This is a genomic window from Prescottella sp. D32, from assembly GCF_037287305.1.
Classification (GTDB): domain Bacteria; phylum Actinomycetota; class Actinomycetes; order Mycobacteriales; family Mycobacteriaceae; genus Prescottella; species Prescottella equi.
This window is the reverse complement of sequence record NZ_JARBSW010000001.1, coordinates 1,148,125-1,163,710: the sequence shown is the minus strand read 5'-3', so window position 1 is coordinate 1,163,710 and position 15,586 is coordinate 1,148,125. Positions and strand designations below refer to the sequence as shown.

At 67.1% G+C, this 15,586-nt stretch carries 18 protein-coding genes; 7 read left to right on the top strand and 11 right to left on the bottom strand.

All coding sequences use genetic code 11. The features are described 5' to 3' along the window. Positions 1-656: 656 nt before the first annotated feature. The 5 genes from PSS76_RS05290 to PSS76_RS05270 all read right to left on the bottom strand — a co-directional run bounded on the left by PSS76_RS05290 (position 657) and on the right by PSS76_RS05270 (position 2,619). A complete protein-coding gene (locus tag PSS76_RS05290; protein WP_258013553.1) occupies positions 657-779 on the bottom strand; it encodes a hypothetical protein in 123 nt (40 codons plus the stop codon). Positions 780-796: 17 nt separating this feature from the next. Then, complete coding sequence (locus tag PSS76_RS05285) at positions 797-991, bottom strand: hypothetical protein (protein WP_337455959.1); 195 nt, start codon at positions 989-991, stop codon at positions 797-799. A 29-nt stretch (positions 992-1,020) separates the two neighbouring features. Beyond that, entirely contained in the window at positions 1,021-1,152 is a 132-nt protein-coding gene (locus tag PSS76_RS05280; RefSeq protein ID WP_258013554.1) for a hypothetical protein, read from the bottom strand. A gap of 42 nt (positions 1,153-1,194) precedes the next feature. Next, positions 1,195-1,326: a hypothetical protein gene (locus PSS76_RS05275; RefSeq protein WP_258013555.1), complete on the bottom strand. Its 132-nt coding sequence runs from the start codon at positions 1,324-1,326 to the stop codon at positions 1,195-1,197. A gap of 558 nt (positions 1,327-1,884) precedes the next feature. Next, positions 1,885-2,619: a hypothetical protein gene (locus PSS76_RS05270; RefSeq protein WP_064079677.1), complete on the bottom strand. Its 735-nt coding sequence runs from the start codon at positions 2,617-2,619 to the stop codon at positions 1,885-1,887. A gap of 812 nt (positions 2,620-3,431) precedes the next feature. Here PSS76_RS05270 and PSS76_RS05265 point away from each other — a divergent pair. Genes PSS76_RS05265 through PSS76_RS05255 form a run of 3 tightly spaced genes read left to right on the top strand, consistent with a single transcriptional unit; the run spans position 3,432 to position 7,397 of the window. Next, positions 3,432-4,391, top strand: a complete 960-nt coding sequence (locus PSS76_RS05265; RefSeq protein ID WP_069856857.1) for an Lrp/AsnC family transcriptional regulator — start codon at positions 3,432-3,434, stop codon at positions 4,389-4,391. Further along, complete coding sequence (locus PSS76_RS05260) at positions 4,354-6,399, top strand: prolyl oligopeptidase family serine peptidase (protein ID WP_242420676.1); 2,046 nt, start codon at positions 4,354-4,356, stop codon at positions 6,397-6,399. The genes PSS76_RS05265 and PSS76_RS05260 overlap by 38 nt, the downstream gene beginning before the upstream one ends. Beyond that, positions 6,396-7,397, top strand: coding sequence for an alpha/beta hydrolase (locus tag PSS76_RS05255; protein WP_205316613.1), 1,002 nt, complete (start codon positions 6,396-6,398; stop codon positions 7,395-7,397). The genes PSS76_RS05260 and PSS76_RS05255 overlap by 4 nt, the downstream gene beginning before the upstream one ends. Before the next feature lie 67 nt (positions 7,398-7,464). On the opposite strand, the gene PSS76_RS05250 is transcribed toward PSS76_RS05255, so the two are convergent. Both PSS76_RS05250 and PSS76_RS05245 read right to left on the bottom strand, forming a co-directional pair. After that, positions 7,465-7,605, bottom strand: coding sequence for a hypothetical protein (locus tag PSS76_RS05250; protein WP_005517953.1), 141 nt, complete (start codon positions 7,603-7,605; stop codon positions 7,465-7,467). Positions 7,606-7,730: 125 nt separating this feature from the next. Continuing rightward, on the bottom strand, positions 7,731-8,564 hold the full coding sequence (locus PSS76_RS05245) for an alpha/beta hydrolase family protein (RefSeq protein WP_064079550.1): 834 nt from the start codon (positions 8,562-8,564) through the stop codon (positions 7,731-7,733). Positions 8,565-8,660: 96 nt separating this feature from the next. On the opposite strand from PSS76_RS05245, the gene PSS76_RS05240 reads away from it, so the two are divergent. Further along, entirely contained in the window at positions 8,661-8,861 is a 201-nt protein-coding gene (locus tag PSS76_RS05240; protein ID WP_337455956.1) for a PspC domain-containing protein, read from the top strand. Positions 8,862-8,963: 102 nt separating this feature from the next. Here the strand turns inward: PSS76_RS05240 and groL are convergent, their stop codons facing one another. The 3 genes from groL to PSS76_RS05225 all read right to left on the bottom strand — a co-directional run bounded on the left by groL (position 8,964) and on the right by PSS76_RS05225 (position 12,247). Then, positions 8,964-10,589, bottom strand: coding sequence for a chaperonin GroEL (groL, locus tag PSS76_RS05235; RefSeq protein ID WP_005517947.1), 1,626 nt, complete (start codon positions 10,587-10,589; stop codon positions 8,964-8,966). Positions 10,590-10,832: 243 nt separating this feature from the next. Beyond that, on the bottom strand, positions 10,833-11,357 hold the full coding sequence (locus PSS76_RS05230; protein ID WP_005517944.1) for a DUF6764 family protein: 525 nt from the start codon (positions 11,355-11,357) through the stop codon (positions 10,833-10,835). A 110-nt stretch (positions 11,358-11,467) separates the two neighbouring features. Further along, entirely contained in the window at positions 11,468-12,247 is a 780-nt protein-coding gene (locus PSS76_RS05225; RefSeq protein ID WP_175278825.1) for an HAD-IIA family hydrolase, read from the bottom strand. 132 nt (positions 12,248-12,379) lie between these two features. Here PSS76_RS05225 and PSS76_RS05220 point away from each other — a divergent pair, with 132 nt between their 5' ends. From PSS76_RS05220 to pssA, 3 genes are all read left to right on the top strand, one after another. Continuing rightward, entirely contained in the window at positions 12,380-12,847 is a 468-nt protein-coding gene (locus PSS76_RS05220; protein ID WP_005517939.1) for an SRPBCC family protein, read from the top strand. A 94-nt stretch (positions 12,848-12,941) separates the two neighbouring features. Beyond that, positions 12,942-13,655, top strand: a complete 714-nt coding sequence (locus tag PSS76_RS05215; protein WP_005517938.1) for a phosphatidylserine decarboxylase — start codon at positions 12,942-12,944, stop codon at positions 13,653-13,655. A gap of 47 nt (positions 13,656-13,702) precedes the next feature. Further along, complete coding sequence (gene pssA, locus PSS76_RS05210) at positions 13,703-14,491, top strand: CDP-diacylglycerol--serine O-phosphatidyltransferase (RefSeq protein WP_005517937.1); 789 nt, start codon at positions 13,703-13,705, stop codon at positions 14,489-14,491. Between the two features lie 142 nt (positions 14,492-14,633). On the opposite strand, the gene PSS76_RS05205 is transcribed toward pssA, so the two are convergent. Then, positions 14,634-15,521 (bottom strand): endonuclease domain-containing protein, encoded by an 888-nt coding sequence (locus PSS76_RS05205; RefSeq protein ID WP_084846315.1) that lies wholly within the window; start codon positions 15,519-15,521, stop codon positions 14,634-14,636. Positions 15,522-15,586 lie beyond the last annotated feature (65 nt).

The window sequence follows — 15,586 nt, the reverse complement described above, 5'->3', positions numbered from 1 at the left end:
GGTCGTACGGGCTGCCCTCGCGTAGGTATGCATGTCGACGACGAGCACGACCAGCCGACTGCCGCCAGGACGACGTCGTTGACGGTGACGCGCAGTGCGCGCCTACTCGATGCAGGCAACCTGCTCGGCAGGCAGCATCATCGAGCCGATGCCGGCCGGCCGATCGTGGTGTCGGGGTGGACCCGAGATCGGTGTCCCCACCTGATGTCACGGAACTCGAGCCCAACCGCGGTGGTCGGACGCCGGTGACCACACATAGCGGGTATTCAGCTGGGGTGTTCGAAATGGCGATTGTGCGATCACGGAGGTGGGCACCCGATGGCTGCCGGGCCTGGTGTGTATCCACTGCCGAACTCTCGCGGCGGTGGACTCGTTGTATACAACGTGCGCATTGCGGGGTTCAGTCTCGTGAACGGCACCTCGGAGGCGTGCGCCGCTGGTCACCGGTTTCCCTCCGCGTTTCCGCTTGCCAAATATTCGCGCAAACAGCGAGACCGCAGGCCCTCGAGGGCGCCTGCGGTCTCAGCCGTTCAGAGCTTGCTCACTTCTGCGGGGGATCTTTCAACATAATGCTTCCCACCGCGGTGAACGAGAGCAACGTGCCGATATACTCGAACACCTGATCGACGAATCTTTGCACCATCGATGTTCCCTTTCTAAACAGTCTGCGGCAGTCCCGCAGCGAGGGACAGAGCGTTGAGGTAGGAGGCAAACACACCCACCAGATCGATCGAACCGAAGTTGATCATGTCGGAGCTGTAGGCCAACGACAGGTCCATTGCATTCTCCTTTGGGTTTACGTGCCGCTGACAGATCCGACGATGCCCTGCAAGCTGCCCGCCGCACCCGCAGAGCCGGCCGGCCAGAGGCCAATGAGATCGCCGACCACGTCGAACAACGAGGCGATGAGTGCACCCACCTGCTGATACGCCGGTCCAAGCGACCCGATGTCAACGCTCGTGACGAGATCGACGAGACTACCTGTGTTCATGCTATTTCCGCTCCTTCTGCGTGAAGTTGTCAGCCAAGTTCGATTGGCGGCGCGGTCCAGGTTCCATCCAAAGAGATGGCCAGCGGCTGAACCAACAGACCTGCCACAAGCTTCGGAACGAAGCCCATCTCAAGAATGGGCGCGAGCGAGCCGAGTGTCATTCTTTCTCCTAACTACTGCGCTAAGAGTTGGCGCGCTGCGCGTCAACTTTCACTGATTACTTTGGCCAGAGATCCGATCGCACCTTCAGCGCCCGGCTCAGCCGATCCACTGAGGATCGCCGTCAGCAGATTCCCCAGGAACGCCGACGTCGCCTGCATGAACGTCACACTCATGTCGATTCCTCTCCCCTCGGTAGTTGTTCAGACCTTTTCGAAGTTGCCCTCGGATTGAACCGTCCAGCTACGACACTGAACCCGACTATCACGGGTTACGTGTCGCTCAAGCGTAACTACTCGAACCGTACGTTGAGTGCTATTCAGAAAACAGGCTTCAATCGCCCAATCTGGACAGATATTCATTTCAATTGACCACGTTCGATGACGCGAGATACGGAATGCGCACTGACACGACGTCACACCCCTTATCCGCCTCGAAACTCCACACTGCGCACGAGCGCCGAACCGGACGTGTTCGGAAGCGATCGGCGCGTTGCCAAACGGCCGTTTCGACCACCAGGATCCGAGTGAGTCCGGTTCGAAGGCTCGCGATCCGGCACAAACCTATGGCACGGATCACACCAGAGCGCTGATTTCGTGAAATATCGGACGAATCCACGGAATGCCCGCGTGGATTGAGAAGATCTTCACCACTGCGTCGTGTGATCGCGGTCATCCACTCCGAAAGGTGCGGACGCGGGTCGATCCCGCGTCCGTACCTCCTACCTTGATAGGTCAGGAGTGAAGGATGCCCGCACCGACGTTCAGGACCGGATACGAGTTGGTGGACGGGAACTGGACATTGGTCGGCACACAGGAAGTGGGCGCAGTCGACTTGGCCCCCGAGAGAGGTGCCTTGACAATCGAGTCGAAGGCATAGAAGTTCCCTGCATTGTAGACAAACTTGCCCTCATCCTGGGTTGCGGCCGTGCCGTTCCCGCCGTTGCCGGTGGAGAACTTCGGAGCGACTGTCGATGACTGGATGATGGACAAGGACGGCGGAGTGAAGGTGCCGCCCGCGGCGACCGTGGGAACCGTGATCTCGATGATGTCGTTACCCGAAGGGCTGCTCGTCGTCTTGGTCGCGGTTGCCGTCCCCGTATACCCCGAGCCGGCCGTCAGCGCGTGCGAAACATAAGCGCTGCCGTCGATCTGAACCCGGATCTTGACGTTCGACAGCGAGTCGACGGTGTAGCCGAAGGGGGCTGCCGTGGGCACCACCTGCCCCGCTATCGAAAGGTCGAACTTCTGGTTGGAGCCTGACACTTGGTGGTCAACCGTCACCGAGAACGGCTGGGCCTGATTCTGAGACAACCCGAGGCCGCTCGACGTGCCCCGGCAAGAGATCGAGAAGTCGGTCGTGGTCGATCCGATCGTTGCCGACGCCGCGGGGGCGACGGCGAGAGCGATTCCGGCGGATGCCGCCACGGCGCAGAGTGCGATGGGCAGCTTGCGGTTGATCTTGGACATGCGATCTCCTTCATTCTGGGTTGGTGATCGATCCTTGATGTCGCCGACTCCCGGAGGTTTTCAACTTCTGGTCGCCTCCAGCCGAGTCAACGGGTCCTCCACTCAGGATTGGGGTGTTCTGTCGATCGCCGACTAGGTCACGGCGTCGACCAAAACTGTTCTTGGAGAAACCGTTTCGTGATCTCCATGTGGAGTGCGACAGACGTTAGCCCGACAGATCCCGCCAACCCAGCAATCGTTTCGAGAACGAGAAAGACGCACGCTGTACGCGTGTCAGACGAGAGTTCGTCCCCGCCGCACCGGCTCGAGCGACGGATTGTTTACCCCAGCCGACCGGATGGGATGGTCACGAAAACGACGCGCACCATCACGACTGATCGCGCAACAATCGATCGGCGATAGCGAGCGAATCTCGTACCGGTTACGGCGTGGCTGCCCACTGATACCGGCCGGTAGGGCGGTATCTCCCTCCCGGACAGGGCCGACCACAGCGTTCGCCTCCTCGCGGCGAGGCTGGAACCGTCGGCGCGTGGCTCGATCAGAAGAGCAAGCACCGCAGGGATTCCGGCAGACGGGCTCGCCCCGCGGCGCGGCCTTCCGCCGACGCAGTCCCACCTGGTCTCTCGCAAACAGGCGGTCCGGTATGGGGTTGAAGGGCCATCATCCGCGACGTTCGGTCGCAAAAGGTCGGACGTCCAACGAGACGACAAATCTGATCAAACACCCGAACACATGCAGCCCGTCGGCCTACCGTATGCGCCATGGGGAGAACATCGGGTGTCTCGTCGTCACACGGAGAGCCACTGAACGCCGTGGATCGCTTCTTGATCGATGCCCTCGTGCAGAACGGCCGCGTCCCCTTCACCACCCTCGCGGCCCAGGTCGGCGTCTCGGGCACCACCGTGTGCCGGCGCCTCGCGGCACTCGAACGGCGCGGGGTGATCCGCGGCTACACCGTGGTGGTCGATCCCGGGACTCTCGGCGAGCCCACCACGGCCCTGTTCAGCATCAAACCGCGGGGGCAGGCACCGGCGAGACGGTCGATTGCCGACCGGCTGCGCCGCCTACCGCAGATCACCGCGAGTTTCACCATGTCGGGCGATCGTCCGAACATTGCGGTCGGCCGGTTTACCAGCCCGGAGAAGGCGGAGTCCCTCGCCGCCCGGCTCCGGGACGACCTGAGTGCCCGGGTGAACATCGACTTCGTCCTCGAGACGAGGTTCGGCGACGCCGTCTGGTCACCCGATTCGACGACCGCTCCGGCACTGCGCGACACCGATCGGACCTTGATCGACCTACTCATGATGGACGGGCGCGCGTCGCTGGACTCCCTCGCCAAGAAGACGCACCTCTCCAAGTCCACGGTGCACAAACGCCTCCAGGTGCTCCAGGAACGCGGGGTGATCCGCGGCTACACCACGCTGGTCGATTCCGGAGCACTGGGGCTGCCCGTCACCGCCGTCTTCGCCATCAAGTCGAATGCCGCGACCGCCGTCGAACCGGCAAAGTTCGGCAAGCTGCACGGCTTCCCCGAGATCGGGGCCTGCTACACACTGTCCGGCCGCAGATCGTCCGTGGCCGTCGGCACGTATCGGGACATCGCCGCCGCCCGCACCGCGGCCGACCGGCTCGGCGAGCAACTGCACACCGTCGTGAACGTCGACTTCGTGCTCGCCACCGACTTCGATCGGCACCAGTGGCCCCGACACCGCGACGGCGGGCAACAATGTCCCTATGACGAAGCACCCGGTGACCTCCAGCCCGTCCGATGATCCCCACCTCTGGCTCGAGGACGTCACCGGCGACGACGCCCTCGCCTGGGTCCGCGAGCACAACGACAAGACTGTGGCCGAGTTCGCCGGCACCACCGCGTTCGAGCAGTTGGAGTCGAAGGTTCGCGCGATCCTCGACACCGACGCGCGCATCCCCTACTCGCGCCGCCGCGGGAAGTACCTCTACAACTTCTGGCGCGACGCCGACCATGTGCGCGGGCTGTGGCGGCGGACCACGATGGACCAGTTCCGGCGCGACACCCCCGAATGGGAGATCCTCGTCGACGTCGACGAGCTCGCCGACCGCGAGGGTGAGAACTGGGTGTGGTCGGGCGCGCAGGTGCTGCGCCCCGAGCAGAACCTGGCGCTGATCAGCCTGTCCCGCGGCGGCGCCGACGCCGTCGTGGTGCGCGAGTTCGACCTCGAATCGTTGACGTTCAAGGACGACGCCGACGGCTTCCGCATCGAGGAAGCCAAGACCGACATCGGGTGGATCGACGCCGAGAGTGTTTTCGTCGGAACCGATTTCGGCGACGGCACGCTCACCGACTCCGGCTACCCGCGACTGGCGAAGCGGTGGCTTCGGGGCACCCCGCTGGCCGACGCCGTCACCGTGTTCGAGGGTGAGCAGACCGACGTCGCGATCTCCGCATGGCACGACAGCACCCCCGGGTTCGAGCGCAGCTTCGTCGAACGGGCCGTCGACTTCTACACGTCGCAGCGCTTCCAGCTCCTCGACGACGGTTCGCTGGTCCGCATCGACACCCCCGAGGACGCGCGCATCTCCGCGTACCGGGAGTGGCTGCTGGTGCGTCCGCGCTCCCCGTGGACCGTCGGCGACACCACCTACCCCGCCGGGTCGCTGCTGGCCGCGAAGTACGACGACTTCCTCACCGGCTCCTGCGAACTCACCGTGCTGTTCGAGCCCGACGAGCGCACGTCGCTCGAGCAGTACTCGTGGACCCGTAACCACCTGCTGATGGTGACGCTCTCCGACGTCCAGTCCCACGTCCACGTCCTCACCCCCGGCGAGAACGGCTGGAAGACAACACCGCTGGAGGGCCTCCCGGAGCTGACGTCGACCGAGATCATCGACACCGATCCGCGCGAGAGCGACGACTTCTTCCTCAACTCCAGCGGCTACCTCACTCCGGCGACCCTGTTCTCCGGCACCGTCGGCGGACCGCTCGAGGCGCTCAAGTCGGCGCCCGCCTTCTTCGACACCGCCGGACTGGCCGTCGCCCAGCACTTCGCCGAGTCCGCCGACGGCACCCGCATCCCCTACTTCGTGGTGCGGCGCGAGGGCGCGCCCGCAGGTCCGACGCTGCTGTACGGCTACGGCGGCTTCGAGAACTCGATGACGCCCGGCTACAGCGGCATCAACGGCACCGCGTGGCTGCAGCGCGGCGGCACCTACGTGGTGGCGAACATCCGCGGCGGCGGCGAGTACGGGCCGCAGTGGCACACGCAGGCAGTGCGCGAGGGCCGGCACAAGGTCTACGAAGACTTCGCCGCGGTGGCCCGCGATCTCGTAGACCGCGGCATCACCACGCCCGAGCAGCTGGGCGCGCAGGGCGGCAGCAACGGTGGCCTGCTGATGGGCGTCATGCTCACCAAGTACCCGGAGTTGTTCGGCGCCATCGTGTGCCAGGTGCCACTGCTCGACATGAAGCGCTACCACCTGCTGCTCGCGGGCGCGTCGTGGATGGCCGAGTACGGCGACCCCGACAACCCCGACGACTGGGCGTTCATCTCCGACTACTCGCCGTACCAGAACACCAGTGCCACAGCGGCATACCCGCCGATCCTCATCGCCACGTCCACCCGCGACGACCGCGTCCACCCCGGGCACGCCCGGAAGATGGCCGCGCGGCTCGAGGACGAAGGCCACGAGGTCCACTACTACGAGAACATCGAGGGCGGGCACGGCGGCGCCGCGGACAATGCGCAGGCCGCGTTCAAGTCGGCCCTCACCTACACGTTCCTGTGGGACAAGCTGGCCCGGTGACCGCCCGACGTCGTTTCGGCGCGGTCCCGGTTCTCGTCGCCGCCGCGCTGCTCGGCCTCGCACCCGCAGCCGGGGCGGGCGGCGTCCCGAACTCGGCTGCCCTGCAACCGGCGTCGGGCGCGCTCATCACCCGGGTCGAGAACATCACCGACCGTTGGGTCAGAGTGTTCGTGTACTCGCCCGCGATGCAGTCGGAGCAGGAGGTGCAGGTGCTGCTGCCCCGCGACACCTCCGTGTCGCGTCCGAGCCTGTACCTGCTCGACGGTCGGTCCGCCTCCCCCGGTCTGAGCACGTGGACCACGCAGGGTGACGCTGTGAAGTTCTTCGAGGACAAGCCGGTGAACGTCGTCCTGACCACCGGTGGCCGCGCCGGGTACTACACCGACTGGGACCGGCCCGACCCCGTCCTCGGCATCAACAAGTGGGAGACGTTCCTGGCCCGGGAGCTGCCGCCGCTGATCGACGACCGGTTCGGCGGCAACGGCATCCGCTCGATCGCGGGACTGTCGATGGGCGCACAGTCCGCGATGATGCTGGCGATGCGCTCGCCCGGCCTGTACCGCGGCGTCGCCGCCTACAGCGGCTGCTACGAATCCGCCACACCCCTCGGCCAGGCGCAGATGGCGTCGACCGTGACCATCGAGCGCGGCGGCATCGAGAACATGTGGGGCCGGTTCGACGACCCGAAGTGGGCCGAGCACGACGTCCTCCTGGGCGCCGAGAAGCTGCGCGGCACCACGCTGTACGTCTCCACGGGCACCGGTGTGCCCGGGCCGCACGAGACCCTCGACAACCCCGACCTCGTCGCGCACGTGGTGCGCGGCGGACCGGTGGAGGCCGGTGCCAACTTCTGCACCCGCCGGCTCGACGACCGCCTGCGCGCGCTCGGCATTGCGGCCACCGTCGTCTACAACCCGGTGGGTGTGCACGCGTGGACGTACTGGCGCGACGAACTGGCCAGGTCGTGGCCGACACTCGCGGCCTCCCTGGACATCTGACCCGACAAACGAAGGCGGCCCCTGCGCAGTCTGCGCGGGGGCCGCCTTTCGAAACTCGGGGTGGAGACTAGCTCAGCGAGCTCAGCGAACCGGTGTCCAGCGAGCCGGAGGCTGCGCCGCCGCCGGCGCTGCCCGAGCTGAGGCTGTTGAGCGCAGACACGAGGGACTTGACGGCATCGAGGATGGCGATGATCTCAGACGAACCCATGGGGACTCCTGCAATTGCTGTGTGGTGGTACGCCCCTGATCGAAGCGCTGCGGTCAATATAACGGTGCGGATACAGGAATGCACCGGATTGACGCATTAACACGGGATGAAAATCGAGGGTGAGATCAACCGAGGTCACGGATCCACTCCGCGATTCGATCGACCGTGCTGTCCGGGGTGCTTATCCACCCGTTGTGCCCCAACGGTTCGGGTTGGTGCCACACGGTCACCTCGGAACCCGACAATTTGTTCAAAAGGTTGGCCGACGCGCTGCGCGGTGCCAGGTCGTCGCCCTCGATCGAAATCGACAGCACGGGCAGTTTCAGCCGTCCGATCCGCTCCTCGTAGTCGATGTCCGCGCCTGCCGGCTCCATACGCCCGCTGCGCGCGAACCGCGACCAGTCCGAGATGAGCACCCGCGACTGCCGACCGAAACCGCCGACGTCCAACCGGTCCCCGGGCCAGAACCCGGCGACACTCGCCGTGATCGACATGGCCGCCGAACCCAGCAGCACGCCGGGAGAGCGGGTTCCGGGAAAACCTCGGTAATACGGCGAACCGGACGCCACCAGGATCAGCCCGCCCAGCCGGCCCCGGATCCGAGCCGCGTACATCACTCCGAGTTGCCCGCCCATGCTGTGCCCCAACAGGAACGGCGTGCTGGCGTCGAACCGCTCCCGAACCACCTCGAACATCGCCGGCAGGTCCACCGACACCAGTTCCTGGTAGCCGAACGCGCTCGACGCGCTCGGCCGCGGCCGACTGTCCCCCTGCCCGCGCAGCTCGCACGTCGCCGCGCAGAAGCCGTGGTCGACAATCGAATTGGCGAACCTGTCGTAGAACGCGCCGGGGATACCGAGCCCCGGGACGATCACCACGACGGGCGCACCCTCGGGCCCGGGAAACAGCCGGACCGGCGTCGTCGTCCCGTCGGGCATCTGGATCGGCACGGTCTCCACCACGGTTCGAGCCTATGCCCCGAGACGAAAGATCAGGGTGCAGATCGGGGGGAATCCCGATGGTTTCACGGCCCGCCGCGCACCAGACTCGATGTCATGACCTCCAGCGAATTGGCCCGCCCGTTCGTCCGCTCCAGCAGCCAGCGCATGCTCTCCGGCGTGTGCGGCGGCATCGCCGAGTACTTCGGCATCGACGTCAACCTCGTGCGCGTCGCCGCCGTCGTCGGCGCGTTCGTCTCGCTCGGCACCGTCGCGCTGATCTACCTCGCGGCCTGGATGATCATGCCCAGCGAGTGACCGCTGCACCGCGGCGGATGCGAAATGCGAGAAGCCCGGGACACCGTGATGGTGTCCCGGGCTTCTTCGTCTTACCTGAGCTCAGGCGTTCCGATCGTCAGATCAGAAGTCCATGCCGCCCATGCCACCGGTCGGGTCGCCCATCGGAGCAGCGGCCTTCTCCGGCTTGTCGGCGACGACAGCCTCGGTGGTCAGGAACAGAGCCGCGATGGACGCAGCATTCTGCAGCGCCGAGCGGGTGACCTTGACCGGGTCGTTGATGCCAGCAGCCAGCAGGTCCTCGTACTCACCGGTGGCGGCGTTGAGGCCGCTGCCGGCGGGCAGGTTGCGAACCTTCTCCGCGACGACGCCGGGCTCGAGGCCGGCGTTGAACGCGATCTGCTTGAGCGGCGCCTCGAGAGCAACCTTGACGATGTTGGCACCGGTGGCCTCGTCGCCCTCGAGCTTCAGGTCGTCCAGGACCGGCGAGGACTGCAGCAGAGCCACGCCACCACCGGCGACGATGCCCTCCTCGACCGCAGCCTTGGCGTTGCGGACGGCGTCCTCGATGCGGTGCTTGCGCTCCTTGAGCTCCACCTCGGTGGCAGCGCCGGCCTTGATGACGGCAACGCCACCGGCCAGCTTGGCCAGGCGCTCCTGCAGCTTCTCACGGTCGTAGTCCGAATCCGACGCCTCGATCTCGGCGCGGATCTGGTTGACGCGACCGGCGATGGCGTCGGCGTCGCCGGCACCCTCGACGATGGTGGTCTCGTCCTTGGTGACGACGACCTTGCGGGCGCGGCCCAGCAGCTCGATGCCGGCGGTCTCGAGGGACAGGCCGACCTCTTCGCTGACGACCTCGCCACCGGTGAGGATGGCGATGTCGGCGAGCTGCGCCTTGCGGCGGTCACCGAAGCCCGGAGCCTTGACGGCGACGGACTTGAAGGTGCCACGGATCTTGTTGACGACCAGGGTCGACAGGGCCTCGCCCTCGACGTCCTCGGCGATGATCAGCAGCGGCTTGCCGGCCTGGATGACCTTCTCCAGCAGCGGCAGCAGGTCCTTGACCGTCGAGATCTTGGAGCTGACGAGCAGGATGTACGGATCCTCGAGGACCGCTTCCTGACGCTCGGCGTCGGTCGCGAAGTACAGCGAGATGTAGCCCTTGTCGAAGCGCATACCCTCGGTGAGCTCGAGCTGCAGGCCGAAGGAGTTCGACTCCTCGACGGTGATGACGCCTTCCTTGCCGACCTTGTCCATCGCCTCGGCGATGAGCTCGCCGATCGTGGAGTCGCCCGCCGAGATACCGGCGGTGGCAGCGATCTGCTCCTTGGTCTCGACCTCCTTGGCGGTGTCGAGCAGCTTGGCGGTGACGGCCTCGACGGCCTTCTCGATGCCGCGCTTCAGACCCAGCGGGTTGGCGCCGGCAGCGACGTTGCGCAGGCCCTCGCGGACGAGCGCCTGAGCCAGGACCGTAGCCGTCGTGGTGCCGTCACCAGCGACGTCGTCGGTCTTCTTGGCGACCTCCTTGACCAGCTCGGCGCCGATCTTCTCGTAGGGGTCCTCGAGCTCGATCTCCTTGGCGATGGAAACACCGTCGTTGGTGATCGTGGGGGCGCCCCACTTCTTCTCCAGCACGACGTTGCGACCCTTGGGTCCCAGCGTCACCTTGACGGCGTCAGCGAGGCTGTTCAGGCCACGCTCGAGGCCGCGACGTGCCTCTTCGTCGAACGCGATGATCTTGGCCATTGCGAAGTGATCCTCCGGATTGGGGGTGACACACGGAGGCGATCGCTCGTCGGATCGCCCCATTTACGCTTCCGGCCAGGCTCGGTGCCCGCGACGGACGACCAGGGGTGTCTAGGTACCCGGTCTCACCGTCCCGACCTGGCACTCACGTGTCGCGAGTGCCAAGTGCCTTTTTAGCACTCGTAGGGGGTGAGTGCAACGTCCGGGAGGGGCCTGCACGGTCACGAATGGGGCGCCCGATCGTTACCGACCGAGGCAGGTCTGCCCGGTCTTCAGATTCCACGCGAACGACAGCGGACCCATGCAGTTGACGCCGCCCTGCTCGGCCGTCGCACCCGAGCCCCAGCCGGCGACCGCGAACGTCGCGAAACCGTCGTCGGCCCACGAGTGGGCGATGCCGCCACCGATCGCCAGCGCGAGCGACTGACCGTTGCCACGCGACGCGCTCAGCGCGGTGCCGTAGCCGGTCGCGAGGCTGTTGGACGAGCCCAGATCCTGCGCGACCGACACGGCAGTGCCGCTGTCCATCGCCGCCGAGCGGGCCACGCCCTGCTCGAAGGCCTGCGCGCCACAGCTCGCGAACTCCGACACCTGGATGTCGTTGGGCGACATCGGGGACGTGCACACCACGGGCGCGGCCGACGCGGAACCCGCACCGATCAGCGAAATGCCCGCAGCCAGACCGATTCCCGCGACAGCGGCAACCGCCGTCCGAGTCATCCGTCGACCGAGGTTCGAGATCGCACCGAAGCGGGAAATGGTCGACATGCAGACTCCTTCACGAGCGGGAAAGCAGAGAGCTGAGCGTGCCCGGAACAGTACCCGCAGCGGACCGCGATACCCGGGATTTCGATAGCACGCCGAAGAAGCTCGGCGCGTCACCCGAGCCGATCGAGCAGCGTCGGCAGGTCCGCGACCGAATCGAGGATGTGGTCGGGCCGATCCACCGCCAGATCGAGCACCGGCTGCCGGAACTTGCCGGTGCGCACCAGCACCCCGGTCATGCCCACCCGCTGCGCCGGCAGCACGTCGCTGCGGAAGTCGTCACCCACCATCACCGTCGACGCCGGATCGGCGCCCATCAGTTCGGCCGCGGTGAGGAAACCCGCGAGCGACGGCTTGCCCACCGACACGATCCGCGACCCCGACGCGTCCTCGAGGCCCGGCAGGTACGCGCCCGTGTCCAGTCGCAGCCCGTCCGACTCGGACCACATCAGCGCGCGGTGCATCGCGACCACCGGCACACCCGAGACCATCAGGTCCAGCACCCGGCTGAGCGCCTCGTGGGTGAACTCCGGGCCCGCGCCACCGATCACGACGACGCGCGGGTCGACGTCGTCGAACTCGACGTCCGGCATGTCGGCGCGGATGTCGCCGTGATTGAGCAGCAGCACCGGCTCGCCCGGATACGTCGAGCGCAGGTACTCGGTGGTGAGCCGCGCAGCCGTCACGATCTCCTCCGGCCGGACGTCGAAGCCGGCGGCACCCAGCGCCGCCGCGATCTCGTCGCACGTCCGGGACGTCGTGTTGGTGAGGAACGCGCGGACGCCGCCGCGTCGGCGCACCTCCGCGAGCGCCTCCACGGCGCCCGGCACCGGCTTCCAGGAGGTGACGAGCACCCCGTCGATGTCGAACAGCACGCCCTCGACCCCGGTCATGAATCCGAGGGTAACCAGCGCGACCGGTCCGTGCTGCGCTGCCGGAAAAGTGACCTGCTGCACAACGGACGCTAGGATCGACCGGTACGCGTGACCTCCTGTACCACCTAACCCGAAACCGGAGAGCCGACCGTGACGAACACCCTCGAAGCCAGCATCGAGATCGCCGCCACCCCGCAGGACGTGTGGACGATCGTGTCCGACCTGAAGCGGATGGGCGAGTGGAGCCCGCAGTGCCGCAAGATGCGTGTGTCCGGCGAGGTCCGAGAGGGCACCAAGACGTTCAACATCAACCGCAAGGGCTTCCTGGTGTGGCCGACGACGTCCAAGGTCGTCCGCTTCGAGCCCAACAAGGCCATCGCGTTCCGGGTCAACGAGAACCGCACCATCTGGTCGTACACCCTCGAGCCCACCGAGACCGGCACCCGCGTCGTCGAGCGCCGTGAGGCCCCCACCGGCACCAGCCAGGTCTCGCAGTTCCTGATCAAGACCGTCCTCGGCGGCGCCGAGTCCTTCGAGGCCGACATGATCGTCGGGATGAACGCGACCCTCGCGCGTATCAAGAACGAGGCCGAAGCCCTCGCCGTCGGCTCCCGGTAGCACATCGCGACCCACCGGTTCTCGGTGGTCACGTAACCTGTGTCAGCACGAGCGGCACACGCCGCCGTCACACTCGAACAGGTAAGAGGAGCCCGTGGCACGTCGACCGACACCCCCTGGTACCCCCCAGCCCACCGGCGTCGGCCACGTCATCGGCCTCGTCAAGGCGGCCGTCCCGCCGCTGCATCCGGCGGGTCTGCCGTTCGTGCTGACCCCCCTCGCGGTGGCCGCGGTGGGACGCAACCGCAAGTGGGTGCGTCGCGCCGGGCTCGCGTCCGCGGCCGCGTGCGCCACGTTCTTCCGGCACCCGCACCGGGTGCCGCCGAACCGGCCCGGCGTCGTCGTGGCGCCGGCCGACGGTGAGGTGGCGCTCGTCGACACCGCCGTCCCCCCGGCCGAACTCGGCATGGGCGATCAGCCGCTGCCGCGCGTAAGCATTTTCCTGTCGGTCCTCGACGTGCACGTCCAGCGCACACCCGTCGCCGGACTGGTCAGGAAGGTGGTGCACCAGCCCGGCCAGTTCCTGTCCGCGGACCTGGCCGACGCCAGCGAGGTCAACGAGCGCAACAGCATGCTGATCGAGACGCCCGACGGCCACGACGTCGCCGTCGTACAGATCGCCGGCCTGCTCGCCCGCCGCATCGTGTGCGAGGCCAAGGAGGGCGACAAGCTCACCATCGGCGACACGTACGGACTCATCCGGTTCGGCTCCCGCGTCGACACGTACTTCCCCGCCGGCACCACGCTGCTCGTCGAGCGCGGCCAGCGCACCGTGGGCGCCGAGACCGTCCTCGCGCAGCTGTCGTGAGACCGGGCCGCCCCAGCGGACGGAACGCCGTCCGATTACTGCCGAGCATGATCACGATCCTCGCGCTGTGCAGCGGGCTGTCGGCGGTGAAGTTCGCCCTCGACGGTGAACTGGGGACCGCGCTCGCGATGATCGGCGCCGCGGCCGTCCTCGATTCGCTCGACGGCCGCATCGCCCGCATGCTCGACGCCACCAGCAAGCTCGGCGCCGAACTCGACTCGCTGGCCGACGCCATCTCGTTCGGCGTCGCGCCCGCGCTCGTGCTGTACGTGACGCTGCTCGACGGCAACAACTTCGGCTGGATCATCGCGCTGCTGTTCGCCGTCAGCATCGTGCTGCGCCTGGCCCGGTTCAACACGCTGCTCGACGACGACACGGTGCCCGCCTACACGAAGGACTTCTTCGTCGGCGTACCCGCACCGGCCGGCGCCCTGATCGCTCTGACGCCGCTGGCGGTCTACATCCAGTGGGGTGACGGGTGGTGGTCGTCGATCGGTGTCGTCACCGTGTGGACGCTGCTGTCGGCGGCGCTCATCGTCAGCCGCATCCCCACGCTCGCGATGAAGTCGGTGTCGGTGCCCGGTCACATGGCCGCCGCACTCCTGGTACTCGTCGCACTCGCCGCCGCCGCGCTCGTCACGTACCCGTACATCCTGCTGATGGTGCTCGTCGGCGTGTATCTCGTGCACATCCCGTTCGCGATCCGCTCGAAGCGGTGGGTCGCCGCCCGCCCCGAGACGTGGGACTTCAAGCCGTCCGAGCGTCGTGCCATCCGCCGCTCCCCCAACGGCAACCGCCGCTCCGCCGCCCGCCTGGGCCTGCGCCGCCCCCGCTGAGCCCGGCTTTCCCTGCCCCTCCTCCCTCCCGCGTTTTGCGCACTTATCGCGGGAATCCCGGCCCCCTTCTCGCGTTTTGCGCACTTATCGCGAGGGGCGGGGGCCGAGTTTTCGCGTTGCGCGCACTTGACGCGGGCGGTGGTCAGAAGTGGCGGGCCCGGGCGCTTCGCGCGCGCAGCACGGCGCCGTAGATCTCGTCGATCACGGCGTGGGGGTCCACCATCATCTCCTTGGTGACGAAGTGGATCTGCCAGCCGGCCCGCCGGAGCTTGTTCTGCCGGACCCGGTCCCGCGCTATCGCCGAACCCTGCCCGTGCCACTCCCCGTCGTACTCGACGACCAGGCGTTCCTCCTCGAATCCGAAGTCGACGCGCGCGACGAACTCGCCGTCGGCGTAGATCTGCAGTTGCGGCTCCGGGTCCAGTCCCGCGAAGTGCATCCGCACGCGCAGCTCCGATTCCGGCGGGGACTCCGCTCGCGGATCGCAGAGCGCCAACGCCTCCCGCGCCCGCACGATGCCGTGATCGTGCCGGCCCTCGAGATACGACGCCATGCGCGCCCCGGTCGTCAGCTTCGCGCGCAGGATCCGGTCGGCGTCGGCGACGGCGCGGACGAGTGGCCCCGTCGAGAGCACGTCGAACGTCATGCGTTCGGGGCGGGCGATCGCGATCTGCTCCCACGGCTGATGGTCACCGGCGTCGATCGCGACGCGTCGAACGTTCAATCCCGGACGCCGGTTTACCCGACATCCGGGCAGCGCGATCACGTCCACCGGATCCGACGCCGAGGCAAGGTCGACGCCCCGCACCACCGCGGCCGACCGGCCGGTGAGCACCAAGGTCCCCTCACCGGTGAGCGCGGCGGCCCGGCATCGCAGTTCATGGCTGACGCGAACCCCTGTCGGGCAGTAGACGCCGCGGAACAGTCGGCGAACGCGGGGGCCGCGCAGGTCCGACGGGCGGAGCGCTCCCTCCCGGACGGCATCGCGTCCGACGAACACCTCGGGCAGTTCGGGTCTCTTCCTCCTCATGACTCGTCACAGTGCCCTACGACGGCGAACCGACCCCGTTCCGAACACCGAGTTATCCACAGCCT

Bases quoted from the DNA above. Each gene is read 5' to 3' on its own strand.
- PSS76_RS05285 (WP_337455959.1), bottom strand. From the start codon at position 991: ATGAACACAGGTAGTCTCGTCGATCTCGTCACGAGCGTTGACATCGGG.
- PSS76_RS05240 (WP_337455956.1), top strand. From the start codon at position 8,661: ATGACCTCCAGCGAATTGGCCCGCCCGTTCGTCCGCTCCAGCAGCCAG.
- PSS76_RS05205 (WP_084846315.1), bottom strand. From the start codon at position 15,521: ATGAGGAGGAAGAGACCCGAACTGCCCGAGGTGTTCGTCGGACGCGAT.
- PSS76_RS05225 (WP_175278825.1), bottom strand. From the start codon at position 12,247: ATGACCGGGGTCGAGGGCGTGCTGTTCGACATCGACGGGGTGCTCGTC.
- PSS76_RS05230 (WP_005517944.1), bottom strand. From the start codon at position 11,357: ATGTCGACCATTTCCCGCTTCGGTGCGATCTCGAACCTCGGTCGACGG.
- PSS76_RS05260 (WP_242420676.1), top strand. From the start codon at position 4,354: ATGACGAAGCACCCGGTGACCTCCAGCCCGTCCGATGATCCCCACCTC.
- PSS76_RS05290 (WP_258013553.1), bottom strand. From the start codon at position 779: ATGGACCTGTCGTTGGCCTACAGCTCCGACATGATCAACTTCGGTTCG.
- PSS76_RS05275 (WP_258013555.1), bottom strand. From the start codon at position 1,326: ATGAGTGTGACGTTCATGCAGGCGACGTCGGCGTTCCTGGGGAATCTG.
- PSS76_RS05250 (WP_005517953.1), bottom strand. From the start codon at position 7,605: ATGGGTTCGTCTGAGATCATCGCCATCCTCGATGCCGTCAAGTCCCTC.
- PSS76_RS05270 (WP_064079677.1), bottom strand. From the start codon at position 2,619: ATGTCCAAGATCAACCGCAAGCTGCCCATCGCACTCTGCGCCGTGGCG.
- PSS76_RS05280 (WP_258013554.1), bottom strand. From the start codon at position 1,152: ATGACACTCGGCTCGCTCGCGCCCATTCTTGAGATGGGCTTCGTTCCG.
- pssA (WP_005517937.1), top strand. From the start codon at position 13,703: ATGATCACGATCCTCGCGCTGTGCAGCGGGCTGTCGGCGGTGAAGTTC.
- groL (WP_005517947.1), bottom strand. From the start codon at position 10,589: ATGGCCAAGATCATCGCGTTCGACGAAGAGGCACGTCGCGGCCTCGAG.